The 14,607-nt window shown below is 65.5% G+C and carries 15 protein-coding genes; all 15 read right to left on the bottom strand.

Annotated elements, in window-relative coordinates; genetic code table 11:
* Window positions 1–10 precede the first annotated feature (10 nt).
* The 15 genes from JQ592_RS22595 to flgG all read right to left on the bottom strand — a co-directional run bounded on the left by JQ592_RS22595 (window position 11) and on the right by flgG (window position 14,591).
* The gene (locus JQ592_RS22595) at window positions 11–592 is read right to left on the bottom strand and encodes a transglycosylase SLT domain-containing protein (protein WP_211404993.1); all 582 of its coding nucleotides are present in this window, start codon (window positions 590–592) and stop codon (window positions 11–13) included.
* Window positions 543–1,874: a flagellar hook-length control protein FliK gene (locus JQ592_RS22600; RefSeq protein ID WP_211404994.1), complete on the bottom strand. Its 1,332-nt coding sequence runs from the start codon at window positions 1,872–1,874 to the stop codon at window positions 543–545. The genes JQ592_RS22595 and JQ592_RS22600 overlap by 50 nt, the downstream gene beginning before the upstream one ends.
* Entirely contained in the window at window positions 1,871–3,064 is a 1,194-nt protein-coding gene (locus JQ592_RS22605) for a chemotaxis protein (protein ID WP_211404995.1), read from the bottom strand. Before JQ592_RS22605 ends, JQ592_RS22600 begins: the two co-directional genes overlap by 4 nt.
* Complete coding sequence (locus JQ592_RS22610) at window positions 3,061–4,368, bottom strand: MotB family protein (protein WP_211405084.1); 1,308 nt, start codon at window positions 4,366–4,368, stop codon at window positions 3,061–3,063. Before JQ592_RS22610 ends, JQ592_RS22605 begins: the two co-directional genes overlap by 4 nt.
* An 8-nt stretch (window positions 4,369–4,376) precedes the next feature.
* Window positions 4,377–5,078, bottom strand: coding sequence for a hypothetical protein (locus tag JQ592_RS22615; protein WP_211404996.1), 702 nt, complete (start codon window positions 5,076–5,078; stop codon window positions 4,377–4,379).
* Entirely contained in the window at window positions 5,075–6,703 is a 1,629-nt protein-coding gene (gene fliF / locus JQ592_RS22620; protein ID WP_211404997.1) for a flagellar basal-body MS-ring/collar protein FliF, read from the bottom strand. Before fliF ends, JQ592_RS22615 begins: the two co-directional genes overlap by 4 nt.
* A gap of 296 nt (window positions 6,704–6,999) precedes the next feature.
* Window positions 7,000–7,947, bottom strand: a complete 948-nt coding sequence (locus JQ592_RS22625) for a flagellin (protein ID WP_211404998.1) — start codon at window positions 7,945–7,947, stop codon at window positions 7,000–7,002.
* A 277-nt stretch (window positions 7,948–8,224) separates the two neighbouring features.
* Window positions 8,225–9,169: a flagellin gene (locus JQ592_RS22630; RefSeq protein WP_211404999.1), complete on the bottom strand. Its 945-nt coding sequence runs from the start codon at window positions 9,167–9,169 to the stop codon at window positions 8,225–8,227.
* A 262-nt stretch (window positions 9,170–9,431) separates the two neighbouring features.
* Window positions 9,432–10,172, bottom strand: a complete 741-nt coding sequence (gene fliP, locus JQ592_RS22635; RefSeq protein ID WP_211405000.1) for a flagellar type III secretion system pore protein FliP — start codon at window positions 10,170–10,172, stop codon at window positions 9,432–9,434.
* On the bottom strand, window positions 10,169–10,612 hold the full coding sequence (locus tag JQ592_RS22640) for a flagellar basal body-associated FliL family protein (RefSeq protein WP_211405001.1): 444 nt from the start codon (window positions 10,610–10,612) through the stop codon (window positions 10,169–10,171). Before JQ592_RS22640 ends, fliP begins: the two co-directional genes overlap by 4 nt.
* A gap of 42 nt (window positions 10,613–10,654) precedes the next feature.
* Window positions 10,655–11,350, bottom strand: coding sequence for a flagellar basal body L-ring protein FlgH (gene flgH / locus JQ592_RS22645; protein WP_211405002.1), 696 nt, complete (start codon window positions 11,348–11,350; stop codon window positions 10,655–10,657).
* Window positions 11,351–12,118 carry a MotE family protein gene (locus JQ592_RS22650; protein WP_211405003.1) on the bottom strand — a complete coding sequence of 256 codons (768 nt, stop codon included), beginning with the start codon at window positions 12,116–12,118 and terminating at the stop codon, window positions 11,351–11,353.
* A gap of 67 nt (window positions 12,119–12,185) precedes the next feature.
* Entirely contained in the window at window positions 12,186–13,316 is a 1,131-nt protein-coding gene (flgI, locus tag JQ592_RS22655) for a flagellar basal body P-ring protein FlgI (RefSeq protein ID WP_183244982.1), read from the bottom strand.
* Window positions 13,313–13,789: a flagellar basal body P-ring formation chaperone FlgA gene (flgA, locus tag JQ592_RS22660; RefSeq protein WP_211405004.1), complete on the bottom strand. Its 477-nt coding sequence runs from the start codon at window positions 13,787–13,789 to the stop codon at window positions 13,313–13,315. The genes flgI and flgA overlap by 4 nt, the downstream gene beginning before the upstream one ends.
* A 13-nt stretch (window positions 13,790–13,802) precedes the next feature.
* The gene (gene flgG, locus JQ592_RS22665) at window positions 13,803–14,591 is read right to left on the bottom strand and encodes a flagellar basal-body rod protein FlgG (protein WP_211405005.1); all 789 of its coding nucleotides are present in this window, start codon (window positions 14,589–14,591) and stop codon (window positions 13,803–13,805) included.
* Window positions 14,592–14,607: the final 16 nt, after the last annotated feature.

The following is a 14,607-nucleotide window of genomic DNA, read 5'->3' on the forward strand; positions in this document are numbered from 1 at the left end:
CTTCATGTTGTCAGGTCGTTTTCGGCTGACAGAACGAGCGCGCCTTGTCGGTCCACGCCCCGAAGCCGCTCGAGACGAGATGAGCGACGATGTGACAGACATAGCGCTTTTGCGCCGGCTGGTTGTTCGGGCCCGCATTGTAGCGGGCGACCGCCATGGTCCAGCTGCCCTCGCGCTGCTTCAGCTCTTTCAGGAAACGCGCGGCGTAGTCGACGTTCCGGGCGGGGTCGAACATCGCCTGCACGGAGGCGAACTTGTCGCCGTGATAATGGTGGTTGATCTGCATGCAGCCGAGGTCGATCAGCTTGATGCCCTTGGCTCGCATCGCCTCGAAATTCGCGATCGCATCGCTCATGTCCTTGGCGAACACGGTCTGGCCGTCGGCCCCAAGCGCATAAGGATAGAGCGCGCCGCGCCGTCCGGTCTCGGTGAGGCCGACGGCGTAGAGAATGCCGAGCGGAATGCCGTGCTGCTGGGCCGCACGCGCCATCTCGCGCTCGCAGGGGCGCGCGCCGTCGGTGGCGGCCTCCGTGGCGCCCGCGTTACAGATAAACAGGGCCGCGACGAATCTGCGGCGCCACGTCCTGGTCATGACGCGTCTCCTGGTTGGACTGCCGCTCCTGCCGGGCCTGTCTCGCATCGCCGTCCGATTGTCCCGACGACGTGCCGGCGCCGCCGAACGTGCCTTGCGACTGTGAGGATGACTGTTGCTGGCCCGGGAGCTGCGGCTGCGACTGGCCGGAGCCGCTCTGGAATCCATCGAGCGAGCCGTGCTGGACGGGCGCGACGTCGGCGACGTAACCGGCCGACTGCATCAGCTCGCGAATCGAGTCGCGCTGCTGGTCCAGCATCTGGCTCGTGTCCTTGCGCTCAGCCGCGAGGTGGATCGAGACCTCCGAGCCGACCAGGCGAAGGCGCACGGTGACGTTGCCGAGCGCCGGCGGCTCCAGGTTGACGGTCAGGATCTTGAGCGGCTGGTCCGGCGCATTCGTTTGGGACGTTGCGAGATCGGGGGCTGCGGACGCCGTTGATGCCGAGGATTCCTTCAGCTCGGCGACCACCGCATTGGCGACCTGCTGCGGCGCGTTGAACTGCGCCGGCGGCAGATGAGTCTCCTGCTGAACCACGGTGACCTTGGTTGCCTCGGGCAATGCGTCCCGCGCTTGGGCCTTGACGGCGCGTTCGACATTGGCCGTGACGGCCTCGAAGCCTGGCGTTGCCGGCATCGCTTTCGCGGAAGCCTCGCTGCCTTGCTGCACGGTGGCTGCCTGGGATGCTGCGGCTTGTGAGCGGATGCCGACCGGAACGGCGCTGGACGGTTCGGCATCGGCCGCAGCAGCTTTCGCAATACCCGCCGCCTGCACGTCACGCTTCGTCGTGGAGGAGCGCTCGTCGCGCGCGGATGCGTCCTTCCCCTCGCCCGCCGGCGACTGCATCTGTGACTTCACGGCCGGTGCGACGGCGAGCTGCTGTCCGACGATCGCCGGAATACTCGACCGGTTCGTCACGTCCGCCTTTGCTGCAGCATCGACCGGATTCTGCGTCTCCGACGATTGATCGGTCTTCTGATCGGACGATTTGTGACTGGACTTGATCTCGTCGGCAGCCTCAGTGCGATCATCCGCCGTATCGTCCTTTCCGGCCGGATGCGCCAGGCGCGCGCGCAGCGCTCCCGCTTTCACGGTCGTGTCGCCGGCCTCGTCGTTGAGGGCCCGCTTCGCCAGCTTCGAGACGGTGTGAAGCAGATCGTTGAACGACGAATCCGCCTGCGATTTCGTCCCCGACGCTTTCGCCGAACGCGACGCACCGCGCATGTTGAGGCTCTCGGCGAGACCCGAGAAGAGCTGTCCGGAGGTTCCGCTGAGTTTGGTCATGGGCGGCGATCCTTGGCGAGGAGTTCGAGTTCGCCGAGCTGCTTCTGCGCGCGCGCGAGCGTCGCGATCGATGATGCGAGATCGAGACGCGCCGGCGTAGCCGGAGGCTTGTCAGCGGTGGCGGCAGCGCTGCTCGCGAATGGCTTGCGAACGTCGAGCGCGAGCTGCAACGTTGCATTCAGGAGAGCAACGTCGCGCTCGGGCAGCTTCGACCGGTCGATCGCCTTCAGCTCGGCGAGACCGCCGTCATATTCATCGGTGAGCGCCCGCGAGGCGCCGCGGAAGAAATGCGCACGCTCGCGCTCCATTGATGCATCGGTGCTGAGCCCCAGCGCGCGCTCGCCGGCCAGCCGAGTCACGCCCATCCGTCCACGCAGCATCGCGTTGCGCGCGATGACGAGGTAGAGCTTGATGCGGCTGGCGCGGTCGACCTGCTCCAGCAAAGCGACGATCCGCGCAAAGCGGCGCTCGTCGAGCGCCACGCTCGATTGCGTCAGGCCTGAGGAGAAGCGCTGCCAGAAATCGCCGGCATAGATCGAGTTGCGGTAATGGCGGATATAGGCCAGCGTCAGGAACTCGAACTTGTCGAAATCCTCGGCCTGCCCGACCAGCAGGATCTCGCGCCGCAGCGCCGCCTCTTCCACCAGCGTGCCGGGCAGGAGCAGACGCGCGTCGTCCAGACGCTCGATCGCGAGCGAGGCCTCGGTGCGTGCGAACAGCGCGCCCTGCACCAGCGCGACCTGTCCGCCCAGGCCCGACGGAAGCGTCCGCGGCTTGACGTCCTTGAGCAGTTCACGCGCCTCGTCCTGACGCCCCTCGACATAGGCGAGCGCGCCGTCGAACAGCCGACCGTCCACGTTCAGCTTGTCGCGCGGCAGCTTGCGGACCAGTTGCGGGGCGCCGCCGCTGAGCAGGTAGATGACGACGGCCTGGCCGTTCTGCGGATTGCTCCACACATTCGCATCGGCGGCGAGAAACTTCTCGCCGACCTGCCGGATCAGCGCGATGTGGCTGCCATGCGCCGCGGTGTCGCCGTTGGCGATGCCGTCTTGCACCGCCTGCAAGGCGCGCACGAGCTCATACGGTTCGCTTGACGTCGAGGCCGGGACCGGCGCCGGATCGGCAAGCGCGGGCGCCGCCATCGGCGGCAACACGATCAACAGAGCAGCGCAGAGGAGCGGCCTGATCACGGACGCTTCTCCCGGATCAGGATCTCGATCCGGCGATTCTGCGCGGCTGCCGGGTCGCTGGGAAGTTTCGGCCGCCGGTCGGCATAACCCTCGACATGCTCGATTCGCAGTGCATCGACGCCGGAGCGGACCAGCATGTAATAAGCCATCTGCGCACGGGCGGTCGACAGCCTCCAATTGTCGTAGTTCTCCGACTTGTACGGCCGATTGTCGGTGTGGCCGCGGACGATGATCATGCCGGGGCGCTTCGCCAGCAGCGGTCCGATCTTGTCGATCACCCGGATGAGTTCGGGCCGCGGCTCGGCCGAGCCGACCGCGAACATGCCGAAGCTCGCATCGTCGGTCAGGCTGACCAGCAGGCCTTCCTCGACCTGACGCACCTCGGCCACCGGTCCCGCACCGGCCTTGATGTCCGACAGCGCATCCGCGATCGCGGACTGTAGCTGCTTGACGGTCGGCTGCTGTGTTTGCGCGGCCTCGCGCGGTTCGGAATCCTTCTTCGCGTCGTTGGGACGTGCCTGCGCGCCGGGCTGCGCGTTCGCCTGGACGCTGCCTTCGCGGGAAGACTGCGACGGCACGGGTCCCGGCGGCAGCAGGGGCGACAGGCTCGCCGACGACGCATCCGCGTTCGGAGCGATGCTTCCGCCGGCATCATCCGTCTTGGCGCGGCGCGCCTGTGGCTCGCTTTGACTCGTGCCGGACGAGTTGTCGCGCGCGGACGGATTGGGCTTCGGCTCGCTCTCGATGATGCGATCCGCGTCCTTCGGCGCCTGCGGCGCCAGCTTCCAATAGCCGGGGTCGAAGGGATCCCGGTAGGCGTCGCCGCCCTTGAGCCCGTCCTCTTCTGCGGAGGTCAGCGAACCGGCACGACGCTGGCCCGAGGCCTCGTTCGCGTTATTGGCGATCTCGGCAAGCGTCGCATAGGGATCGCGGAACAGGACCTTCTCCTCGTAGAACGGCGGCTTCTCGGCCGTCGGAGAATCGCCGCGACGCTCCTCGCTCGGCCCACCCGGCTGACGCCGGCCTTCCTGGCCGTCGAACGTGGTCGGCTCCTTCTTGGTGAGATCCTTCAGACCTTTCGGCGCCGGTGCGTTCTCGGCGAGCTTGATCGGGTTGAAGTAGCTTGCGACCACCTGCTTCTGGTCCTGGTTGAGCGCGTTGAGCAGCCACATGACCAGGAAGAACGCCATCATCGCGGTCATGAAGTCCGCATAGGCGATCTTCCAAACGCCGCCATGATGCGCCTCCTCGGCGAAAGCGCTGCGCCGGCGGACGATCACGAGCTCCTGCTTGACCTCTTCCACCATGGCTGCTACCGGCGCGCTTCCTTCAGGCGCTCGCCCCAGGCTGTGATCTGCGTCTCGATCACGGTCTGGTCGGCGACGACGCGGACCTCAGAAGTCTCGGCGACCTCGTACTCAACTCCCGTGCGCCTGCTAGCCTCGAGCTGGGTCCTCACGAGGTCGAGCAGCTCGCTCGGGCCGGTGACTTTGAATACCGGCACCGGCGAATTGCCGGTCAGCGCCGCGATCTGCTCGACCAGCGATCCAACCGCCTTGTCGCGGACCGCATCGGCGAGGAAAGGCAGCAGAATGCGCGCGACGGAGCTCGCGATGTTGGTCTCGATCTCGCGGCAGGCCGCCTCGAAGCCGCCGACGATTGCGGCCGCCTGCTGATCGGACCACTTGGCCCGCTCCTCGCCGAGCCGGATCGCGCTCCGGACGCGCTCCTCGGCGACCCTGGCATCGCCCTCGGCAACGCCGGCAGCATGGCCGCGACGGTAGGCATCGTCGAGAAGATTGACCGGCGGAGCTTCCGCCTCGGGCGCCGGAGGCGCCGGCTGAAGCTGCGGCTGAGGCTGACGCTGCGGCTGGGCCTGCGGTTGCGGCTCGCGCCGGGCCTCCTTCGGCCTCGTCAGCACGTCCTGGATCTTGGGCGGCGGAGGCGGCGGCGGCGACTTGACCCGGCCATTCGCGTCGAACTGCGTCAGGAGTTTTCCGATTGCCGCGTTCATGCCGCCTCCTCGCGTCGCATCCAGTCTTTAAGGATCGCTGCCGCTTGCCCCTGATCGAGCCGGACAATCTGCTCGAGCCGCTTCTGCGGTGTTCGCTGCATCTTGCCTTCGAGATCCTCGACGAGGTTGAGCTCGGGATCCTGGCTCTCGGACAATGCAAGGGCCGCGGCGGCTTCGAGCTCGGCAGCCTCAGCCGCCTCGGTCTGCTCCTGCGCCGCACGATGGGTCAGAATGCCGTTGACCGCGGGCCGAAGTCCGAACCAGACCAGCATCGAAGCGACGGCCAGGATCGTCACCGCGTTGATGACGCTGCCGAGCTGCTTGTTGATCATCTCGACGAAGCTGATCGGCGGCACCGGCGCGAGCTCGCGCGAGCCTTCGATGAAGTCGACGGCCGTGACCTGGATCTGGTCGCCGCGCGCCTTGTCCAGCCCGCCGGCCGTCGCCGCGAGCTGGCTGATCTCGGCGAGCTTGCTGTCGATGATGGCCTGGTTGCTCTTGTCGCCGAGATCGGCGACAAGACGCGCACGGTTGACCAGCACGGCGATGAAGAGCTTCTTGACCAGATAGCCGTCGCTCACCGTCGTCGTGGTCTTCGACGAGACCTCGAAATTGGTGACGTCCTCGCGGCGCGTCTTGTCCTCGCTTGAGTTCTTGCCACCGCCGGCGTTCACCTGCTGATCGGGGAGGTTCTGCTGCACCGTGGTCGGCTGCGAGCGGTCGGCGTTCTGCGACGATTCCTTCTCGCGCACGTTCCGCACCGAGCGTTCGGCGCGGCTCTCCGGATCGTAGACGGTCTCGTTGATCTGCCGCTTGTCGGTGGAGAGCTGCGGCGCGACGCTGACCTCGAAATTGTCCAGGCCCAGATAAGGCGTCAGCGCCTTGCGGATGTTCTCCTGAACCATCCCGCCGACCGTCTTCTGCAGGCTCGCCATCTTGGTCGGCGCGGCACTCGCCTCGTCCTCCTCGGCGAGCAGCATCGAGCCGTCGGCATCCAGCACCGTCACCTTGTCGCGGCTCATGCCCGGGATGGCGGCCGCGACGAGATGACGGATCGACTGCGCCGTGCGCGCCTCGATCGCGCCGTCGGTGCGCAGCACGACCGACGCTGAAGGCGGCTGCTGGGTCGCGCGGAACGAGCCGCGCACCGGCAGCACGATGTGCACGCGCGCCGCCTTCACGCCCTTCATCAGCTGGACGGTGCGCGCGATCTCGCCCTCGAGCGCGCGCAGCTTCGTCACTTCCTGCATGAACGAAGTCAGGCCGAGCGAGCCGATCTTGTCGAACAGTTCGTAGCCGGAATTGGCGCTGGTCGGCAGGCCCTTCTCGGCAAGCAGCATCCGCGCCTGCATGGTCTGGCTCGGACGCACCGAGACGGCGTCACCGGCGGTATTGACGTCGAAGGCGATGTTCTGCTCGCGCAGCGCTGCGCCCATGCGCGTCACGTCTTCGCGGGTGAGGCCGGTATAGAGCGTCTCGAACTCGGGCCGGCTCAGATAATACGCGCCGCCGACAACGGTGACGAGAACGGCAAAGCCGATCAACCCCAAGGCCATCAGCCGTCGTGGCCCAAGCTCCAGCAGATTGTTGAGCAGTTGCTGTATCTGCGCACGACTGAACAGCATATGACCTCGTACCAATGCGAACGTAGAGGACACTCCGCTGCCAACCTTGTCTGAAGGTTGCGCGAGACAATGAATGTGTCGGTTCGCGGGTGAGGCGTGGTAAATTTGCAAGAAATCGGGTGACGCGGCCGCCTATCGGCGCACAGGCGGCTGCAGCGCGGCGCGATCGGCCGCGGCGTGTTGCTCGAGATCTGGCGTCAGGGGATCGATTACAGGCACATCTTGTGCCGTCATATCCGCCGGTCATGGCGGAGACCGTGCTCCCGAGGGAGCACGGTCGTTTTCGAAGCCGCGGCTTAGCGGAACAGCGACAGGATGCTCTGGCTGTTCTGGTTGGCGATCGAGAGCGCCTGAACGCCGAGCTGCTGCTGGGTCTGAAGCGCCTGCAGGCGCGTCGATTCCGCGTTCATGTCGGCGTCGACGAGCTGGCCGATACCGCGATCCACGGAGTCCATCAGGTTCTTGACGAATTCCGTGTTGGTCGCGATGCGGTTCTTCACGGCACCGAGATTGGCGGCGGCCGAGGCAACCGTGTTGATCGCAGCGGTGACCTGGCTGATGTAGCCGTCGAGCTTGGCCTGGTCCGTCGCCGCGTCGGTCAGCGCGCCGATGGCGAGCGAGTCGACCGACGCGAACCCGGTCGTGCTGTTGCCGATCACCGTATCCAGGATGCCGGACGTGGTTGAGCCGCCGGTAGTGTAGAGCGCGAAGGTGGCGGTCGTCACCGTGATGGAGCCGATGGTGGGCGTACCGCCGACACGCGAGTACGACGACACGAGGTTGAAGGTCGCCGGCGTGGCCGAGGAACCGGACGAGGTGTTGATGCTCAGCCAGTTGATGCCGTTGATCGTCGCCGAATTGGCCTTGAGCTTCATATCCTGCTGGATCTGGGTGATTTCCGACTGGATCTTGGTCCGGTCGATACCGGCGGTCTTGGCTTCGACCAGCAGCGCCTGAAGCTTGGTCAGGCCGGAGTCCTTGTCGCCGATGACCGTGTTCAGAGCGGTGTATTCGGTGTCCACCATCGCGGCCGACAGACCGAGCGAGTCGGAGACCGCGGAGAGCGCGGCGTTGTCGGAGCGCATCGAGGTCGCGATCGACCAATAGGCCGAGTTATCCGCGGCAGTCGAGACGCGCTGGCCGGTCGAGATCCGGTTCTGCGTGGTCGCGAGCTGCGAGCTGACGTTGCGGAGGGTCTGCAGCGCGGTCATTGCAGACGAGTTGGTGAGAAGGCTAGAACCCATTTTTGATGTCCCTTTGACGATTGAATTGAGTTTGGGGACATACCGGGCTTGCACCGGTACGGCAGGGCGGCGTCATGCCTTTGGGTCACGGAATTGCGTGTGAAGGACCCAACCTGTCGTAGCGGCGAGGTTAGCCGACGAAGCTTGTGTGGGGCTTGTGGCCCTGTGACTCGGTTACAACACCGAGCCAGGATCATGGCGTGGACGCAGCGTCACGCCAGACAAGAAAGGGCCGCGCTTCGCGAGAAGCGCGGCCCTCCTCCAGATGACCTGGAGTTTAGCGGAACAGCGACAGGATGCTCTGGCTGCTATTGTTGGCGATCGAGAGCGCCTGAACGCCGAGCTGCTGCTGGACCTGGAGGGCCGCAAGGCGGGTGGACTCCTGGTTCATGTCGGCGTCGACGAGCTGGCCGACACCACGGTCCACCGAGTCCATCAGGTTCTTGACGAACTCCGTGTTGGTCGAGATGCGGTTCTTGACGGCACCGAGATTGGCGGCAGCCGAGGCAACCGTGCCGATTGCGGCGGTAACCTGCGCGATGTAGCCATCGAGCTTGGCCTGGTCGGTCGCCGCGTCGGTCAGCGAGCCGATGGCGATCGTGTCGATCGACGCGAACCCGGTCGTGCTGTTGCCGGTCACCGTATCCAGGATGCCGGTCGCGGTTGAGCCGCCGGTGGTGTAGAGCGCGAAGGTGGCGGTCGTCACCGTGATGGAGCCGATGGTGGGTGTGCTGCCGACACGCGAATACGACGACACGAGGCTGAAAGTCGCCGGCGTGGCCGAGGAACCGGACGAGGTGTTGATGCTCAGCCAGTTGATGCCGTTGATCGTCGCCGAGTTCGCCGTCGACTTCATCTGCGCCTGGATCTGGGTGACGTCTGCCTGGATCTTGGAGCGGTCGATACCGGCGGTCTTGGCTTCGACCAGCAGCGCCTGGAGCTTGGTTAGGCCGGAGTCCTTGTCGCCGATGACCGTGTTCAGAGCGGTGTATTCGGTGTCGACCGTCGCGGCCGACAGACCGAGCGAGTCGGAGACCGCGGAGAGCGCGGCGTTGTCGGAGCGCATCGACGTTGCGATCGACCAATAGGCAGCGTTGTCCGAAGCGGTCGAGACGCGCTGGCCGGTGGAGATGCGGGTCTGCGTGGTGGCGAGTTGCGAGCTGACAGACCGCAGGGTCTGGAGCGCGGTCATGGCAGTCGAGTTCGTAAGCAGGCTTGACATTGCGAATGTCCCTTTATGTACGCGTTACATTTTCACGAGGGGACATACCGGGCTTTCACCGGTACGGAGGGGCGGCATCATGCCTTTGGACTGATGTGGGTGGGGTCCAACCCGCCGTGACGCATTGCTAGCACGCCGAATCTTGCGTGCAGATTAAGATCGGCTTGAATTTCGCAGCAAAATCATATGGTTACCATTACCCTCCAGTAACCATAAGCCGGCACTTCTCGCTAACCATAACCGGCCCGCCGGCCGGCGGTCGTCACGAGAACGAGCGCACCAGTCCGGAGGCGAGCAGGTTCCAGCCGTCGATCAGCACGAAGAACAGCATCTTGAACGGCAGCGCGAGGATCGTGGGCGGCATCATCATCATGCCCATCGACATGGTCAGCGTCGCCACGATCATGTCGATCACGAGGAACGGCAGCATGATGAGGAATCCGATCTCGAACGAGCGCCGGAGCTCGGAGATCATGAAGGCCGGAATGATCACGCGCAGATCGATGCGCTTGTCGTCGAACTTCTTGCGGAAGCTTTCGGCAGCGAGCGACTCGAAGGTCTGCAGATCCTTGTCGCGGACATGGGCCAGCATGAACTCGCGGAACGGATCGGTGATCTTCAGATAAGCCTCTTCCTCCGAGATCTCGTTCTTCATGAGAGGCTGGACGCCGCTCTCCCAGGCACGGTCGAAGGTCGGCGCCATCACGTAGAAGGTCATGAACAGTGCAAGGCTGACCATCACCAGATTGGCCGGCGTGGTCTGGAGGCCGAGACCGGAGCGCAGGAACGACAGCGCCACCGCAAATCGCGTGAAGCTCGTCACCATGATGAGCAGCCCCGGCGCCACCGACAGCACCGTGATCAGCGCCATCAGCTGGATGATGCGGCCGCTGGTCGAGCCGTTGCCGGGCGGCAGCAGCGAGTTGAGGTCCGGGATCTGGGCGAGCGCCACTTCGGGCAGCACGGCCAGAAGCAACGCGAGCAGCAGGACTTTCACTCTCACTGGATCACCAACGTCTCTATGATCAATTCGCGGACCTTGCCGGACGAACGGATATTGGCGCGCTCGGTCAGATCATCGCGCAGATGCTGGAGCCCGCGCGATCCCTCGAATTGCGCGACCGAGGACGACCGCAGATAGGTCACGATGTCCTCGCTGATATGGGCGGCCAGGATGCCGGCATCCTCGTCGCTCATGCTCTCGGTCACCATGGAAGCTTCGACGCGGGCCCAGTTGTTGGCGGGCGCGGCGAGATTGGTCACGATCGGCGACAGTTTGCGAAGCCGGGCGCTGCCGGCGTAGCTCGACGCGATCGGCGGCGGCGTGGCGCTCTTCTTCGAGTCGGCGACGCGCTCGGCGGCCGCAAACAGATGCAGGCCCGCAAGTGCGCCCGCACCGATCGCGACCAGAGTCAGCACCACGATGGCCGCAATCAGGCGCATGACGTCCCCTGCCCTCGCGGCGCGGTCATGCCGCAACGAACCTCAGAACGGTGCCACGGTGTCATAGATCCGATGCCCCCATCCAGGCTGCTGCACGTCAGACAGGTTTCCGCGACCGCCATAGGACACGCGCGCCTCGGCGATCTTGTCGTAGGAGATCGTGTTGGTCCGCGAGATGTCGCGCGGCCGCACGATGCCGCCGACATTGAGCACGCGCATCTCGGTGTTGACGCGGAATTCCTGCGAGCCGCTGATCATCATATTGCCGTTCGGCAACACGTCGGTGACGATGGCGGCGATGGACAGCTTGATGTCCTCGGTGCGGTCGATCTGGCCGTTGCCTTTGATCTGGGTGTTGGTGCTGAGGTTGGCGGTGGTCTGCCCCTTGTCGGCCCATCCCGCGACGTCCATCAGCCAGTCCAGCCCGAACTTGATCTGCGAATCGCGCGAGCGGTCGGTCTTGTTGTCGAGCTTGGCCTTGTCCTGCATCGAGATGATCACCGTCACGACGTCGCCGGTGCGCCGCGCGCGGGGATCGCGGTAGAGGTCGGTGCCGTCGTCCCAGGTCGAGCGGTAGCTGACGGGCGTGCGCACGCGCGGCGTCACCGGGATCGGATCGGCCTGCGTCCTCAGGCCGCTGCCGACCGGCGACAATCGCGGACCGGTCAGCACCTCGGCCGGGTCATTGACGCATCCGGCAAGCATCAGGAGCGACAGGATGAGGATCAGATTCTTCATCTATTTGGTCTTTCCGTCATCCACGCGGCGCATTCCGCCGAGCACGTCGGCAAGGTGCGCGGCGCGCGCCGTATCCATCTCGTTGAAAATCGCGCTCGAGCTCCTCGGGCTGAGCTTGGCAAGCACGGCTGCAGCGGTCTCGTCCGACATGCCGGCGATCTGTGTGGCCGCGGCGTCCGGCTTCATCCGCGAATAGATCTCGACGACCTGCGCCTCGGCCTTCTTCAGGAAGTCGTCGCGCAGCACCATCCACTTCTCGTATTCGGCGCGCTTGGCCTCGACCTCGGCAATCCGCTCGCGGAGCAGGGTCTCGGCCTTCTCCAGTTCCTTGATCTGCCAGGCGAGCCTCGCATCGACGGCGGGGTCAGCCACGTTGCTGCAGAACAGGGCGACTTCGTTGTCGGCGGACACGGCGGCCTGCGGCGGTGCAGGCTTCGGCGGCGCCGTGACGCTGCCGGGCTTGGCCGGACGTGCGGCCGCAGGGGCTGGTGCTGGCGCCGGTGCAGGCGTCTCCGAAGCCGGCACCGCGCCGGTGGTCACCGGGCCGCCATCTTCGGCCGCCCACGCCGTCGCCCGGATCGACGCATTGTCACCCGGGATCGGCGTATGCGGCTTCTGCGGCCCCGACGCGCGGGCACGGGCGAAGGAAAGCAGGTTGAGCGGCTTCGACGGCTTGGCTTCATCCAGCGCAAGCACGGGCGAGGTGCCCGCGAGCGCCACGGCCGCGACCAGCAGAAGGAGTTTGGCTTTGTGATCCAGCTTCAGCATCGGGCCGCGTGCGATTCTCGGTCGAGACTTGAGCATTGAGCGACCAAGCTTGCACGACGCTTGTGCATCATTGGACGATGACGTCGGCCTGCAGCGCGCCGGCCGTCTTGATCGCCTGGAGAATGGCGATGATGCCCGATGGCTTGAGGCCGATCTGGTTCAATCCGCGAACCAGTCTCTGGAGGTCGACGCCGCTCAGAATGGCCACCTGCGATCCGGCCTCGTTGGCCTCGACCACGGTCTGGGGGACGACCACCGTCTGGCCCCGCGAGAACGGTGCCGGCTGCGACACCACGGGCATCTCCGTGACGCGGACCGTCAGATTGCCGTGCGTCACCGCAACCGTCGATATCCGCACGTCGCGTCCGATCACCACCGTGCCGGTGCGCTCGTTGATCACCACCCGCGCCGGAGTGTCCGGTTCGACGGTCAGTTCGCCGATTTCCGCCAGGAAGCGGACCGGGCCGACATAGCGCGGCTTCGACAGCACGATAGTCCGATAGTCGCGCTCGAAGGCGATCTGCGAGCGGTAGCGGCCGCCGGCGTAGCGGTTGACGGCGTCCAGGATGCGCGTCGCAGTGACGAAGTCGGGATTCTTGAGCTCCAGCACCAGGAACTCCATCTCATGGAGACTTCCCTGCACCTCTCGCTCGACCAGCGCCCCGTTCGGAATGCGCCCGGCGGTCGGCGTGCCCTGGCTGACGTTCTGGGCCTGGCCGCCCACGCTGTAGCCGGCAACCGTGACCGCGCCTTGTGCCACCGCATAGACCGCACCGTCCGCTGCGCGCAGCGACGTCATCACCAGCGTGCCGCCGAGCAGCGAGGTCGCATCGCCGAGCGACGACACCGTCACGTCCATCCGCTCGCCGGGCCCGATCGAGGGCGGCAGGTCTGCCGTCACCATCACCGCCGCGACGTTGCGCGTGCGCAGCGTGGTCGGGCGCGTCGGATTGGTGGTGCTCGTGGTCTCGTTCCTGACGTTGATGCCCATGTTCTCGAGCATCGATTGCAGGGACTGCTCCGTGAACGGGGCATTGCGGAGCGTGTCGCCGGTGCCGTTCAGGCCGATGACGAGGCCGTAGCCGACGATCTGATTCTCACGCAGACCCTTGATATCCGCGATGTCCTTGATGCGGACGGCGGCCTGGGCGCTGGCGGCGAAAAGGACAAGGACGAGCGCAAGCAGGACTCTGGTCATGATCCATCCACGACCTTGACGGTGCCGTCCGGCTGAACGACGCCCCTGATGATCACGCCGGTATCGGTGTTGCGCACCGGGATGAGCGCGCCGGCCGCTCCCGACTGCATCGCCGAACCGTAAGTGACGATCGACAGGCCGCTGTCCTCGACGACGACCTTGACCATGGCACCGCGCGCGACGGTCCAGGGATCCTCCACCGCGTTGGTCGGGATCGGCTGGCCCGGCAGCAGCGCGCGCCGGGCCATGCGACCGACCAGGACCTGGCGTCCTTCGATGAACATGGCGACGCCGAGCACGTTCGGCGCGAAGGCGCGCTCCGTGATCATGTCGTCCCGGATCAGCTCGCCGGCTCGGATCGAGACGGCCGGCACGGGAAGCCGCTTCTCCTCGGCCGCGGCGAGGCGCGCGGAGACGAGAACCAACAGCACGGCGGCCAACCCGCGTACGATCAGGCCCACCCTGTTCAACATGGACACACCGGAACTAGCGAAGGCCCTTCGATACGGTCGAGGCCATTTCATCCGAGGCCGTGATGACCTTGGCGTTCATCTCGTAGGCGCGCTGCGCCGAAATCAACTCGGTGATCTCCTTGACGGGATCGACGTTGGAAGCCTCAAGATATTTCTGGTTGATCTTGCCGTAGCCGGCATCGCCCGGCAGCCCGACGACCGGTGTGCCGGACGCGGTGGTCTCGCGATAGAGGTTGCTGCCGAGCGGTTCGAGGCCCGCTTCGTTGGCGAAATTGGCGAGGTTGAGCTGGCCGATCTGCCGCGGGTTCACCTCCGTATCCAGCTTGGCGAACACCTGTCCGGTCTGGTTGACCGTGACCTCGACCGTCCCCTGCGGGATCGTGATTGCGGGATCCAGCAGGTAGCCGTCGGTGGTGACGAGTTGACTATTGGCATTGGTGTTGAACGAGCCCGCGCGGGTGTATTGCACCTCATTGTTGGGGCCGAGCACCTGGAACCAGCCGCGACCATTGATCGCGAGGTCGTATGGGTTTCCGGTCTGGGTCAGCGCGCCCTGGATGTGCAGCTTGCGGATCGCCGCCGACTTGACGCCGAGGCCGAGATTGGCGCCCTCGGGGATCGGCGACGAACCGTTGACGTTCGCGACGCCCTGCATGCGGTCCATCTGGTAGAACAGGTCGGTGAACTCGGCGCGCGCCCGCTTGTACGACGTCGAGTTGATGTTGGCGATGTTGTTCGCGATGACTTCGATATTGGTCTGCTGGGCGTTCATGCCCGTGGCCGCAATGGCGAGCGATTTCACTTAACCCACTCCTTCA

The sequence above is a fragment of the Bradyrhizobium iriomotense genome (assembly GCF_018129405.1).
Taxonomy (GTDB): Bacteria; Pseudomonadota; Alphaproteobacteria; order Rhizobiales; family Xanthobacteraceae; genus Bradyrhizobium; species Bradyrhizobium iriomotense_B.

Excerpts from the sequence above, each read along its gene's own strand:
- flgI (WP_183244982.1), bottom strand. The coding sequence starts at position 13,316 with ATGACCAGAGTCCTGCTTGCGCTCGTCCTTGTCCTTTTCGCCGCCAGC.
- flgH (WP_211405002.1), bottom strand. The coding sequence starts at position 11,350 with ATGAAGAATCTGATCCTCATCCTGTCGCTCCTGATGCTTGCCGGATGC.
- JQ592_RS22640 (WP_211405001.1), bottom strand. The coding sequence starts at position 10,612 with ATGCGCCTGATTGCGGCCATCGTGGTGCTGACTCTGGTCGCGATCGGT.
- JQ592_RS22595 (WP_211404993.1), bottom strand. The coding sequence starts at position 592 with ATGACCAGGACGTGGCGCCGCAGATTCGTCGCGGCCCTGTTTATCTGT.
- flgA (WP_211405004.1), bottom strand. The coding sequence starts at position 13,789 with ATGTTGAACAGGGTGGGCCTGATCGTACGCGGGTTGGCCGCCGTGCTG.
- JQ592_RS22615 (WP_211404996.1), bottom strand. The coding sequence starts at position 5,078 with ATGAACGCGGCAATCGGAAAACTCCTGACGCAGTTCGACGCGAATGGC.
- JQ592_RS22650 (WP_211405003.1), bottom strand. The coding sequence starts at position 12,118 with ATGCTGAAGCTGGATCACAAAGCCAAACTCCTTCTGCTGGTCGCGGCC.
- JQ592_RS22625 (WP_211404998.1), bottom strand. The coding sequence starts at position 7,947 with ATGGGTTCTAGCCTTCTCACCAACTCGTCTGCAATGACCGCGCTGCAG.
- fliF (WP_211404997.1), bottom strand. The coding sequence starts at position 6,703 with ATGCTGTTCAGTCGTGCGCAGATACAGCAACTGCTCAACAATCTGCTG.
- JQ592_RS22630 (WP_211404999.1), bottom strand. The coding sequence starts at position 9,169 with ATGTCAAGCCTGCTTACGAACTCGACTGCCATGACCGCGCTCCAGACC.
- JQ592_RS22600 (WP_211404994.1), bottom strand. The coding sequence starts at position 1,874 with ATGACCAAACTCAGCGGAACCTCCGGACAGCTCTTCTCGGGTCTCGCC.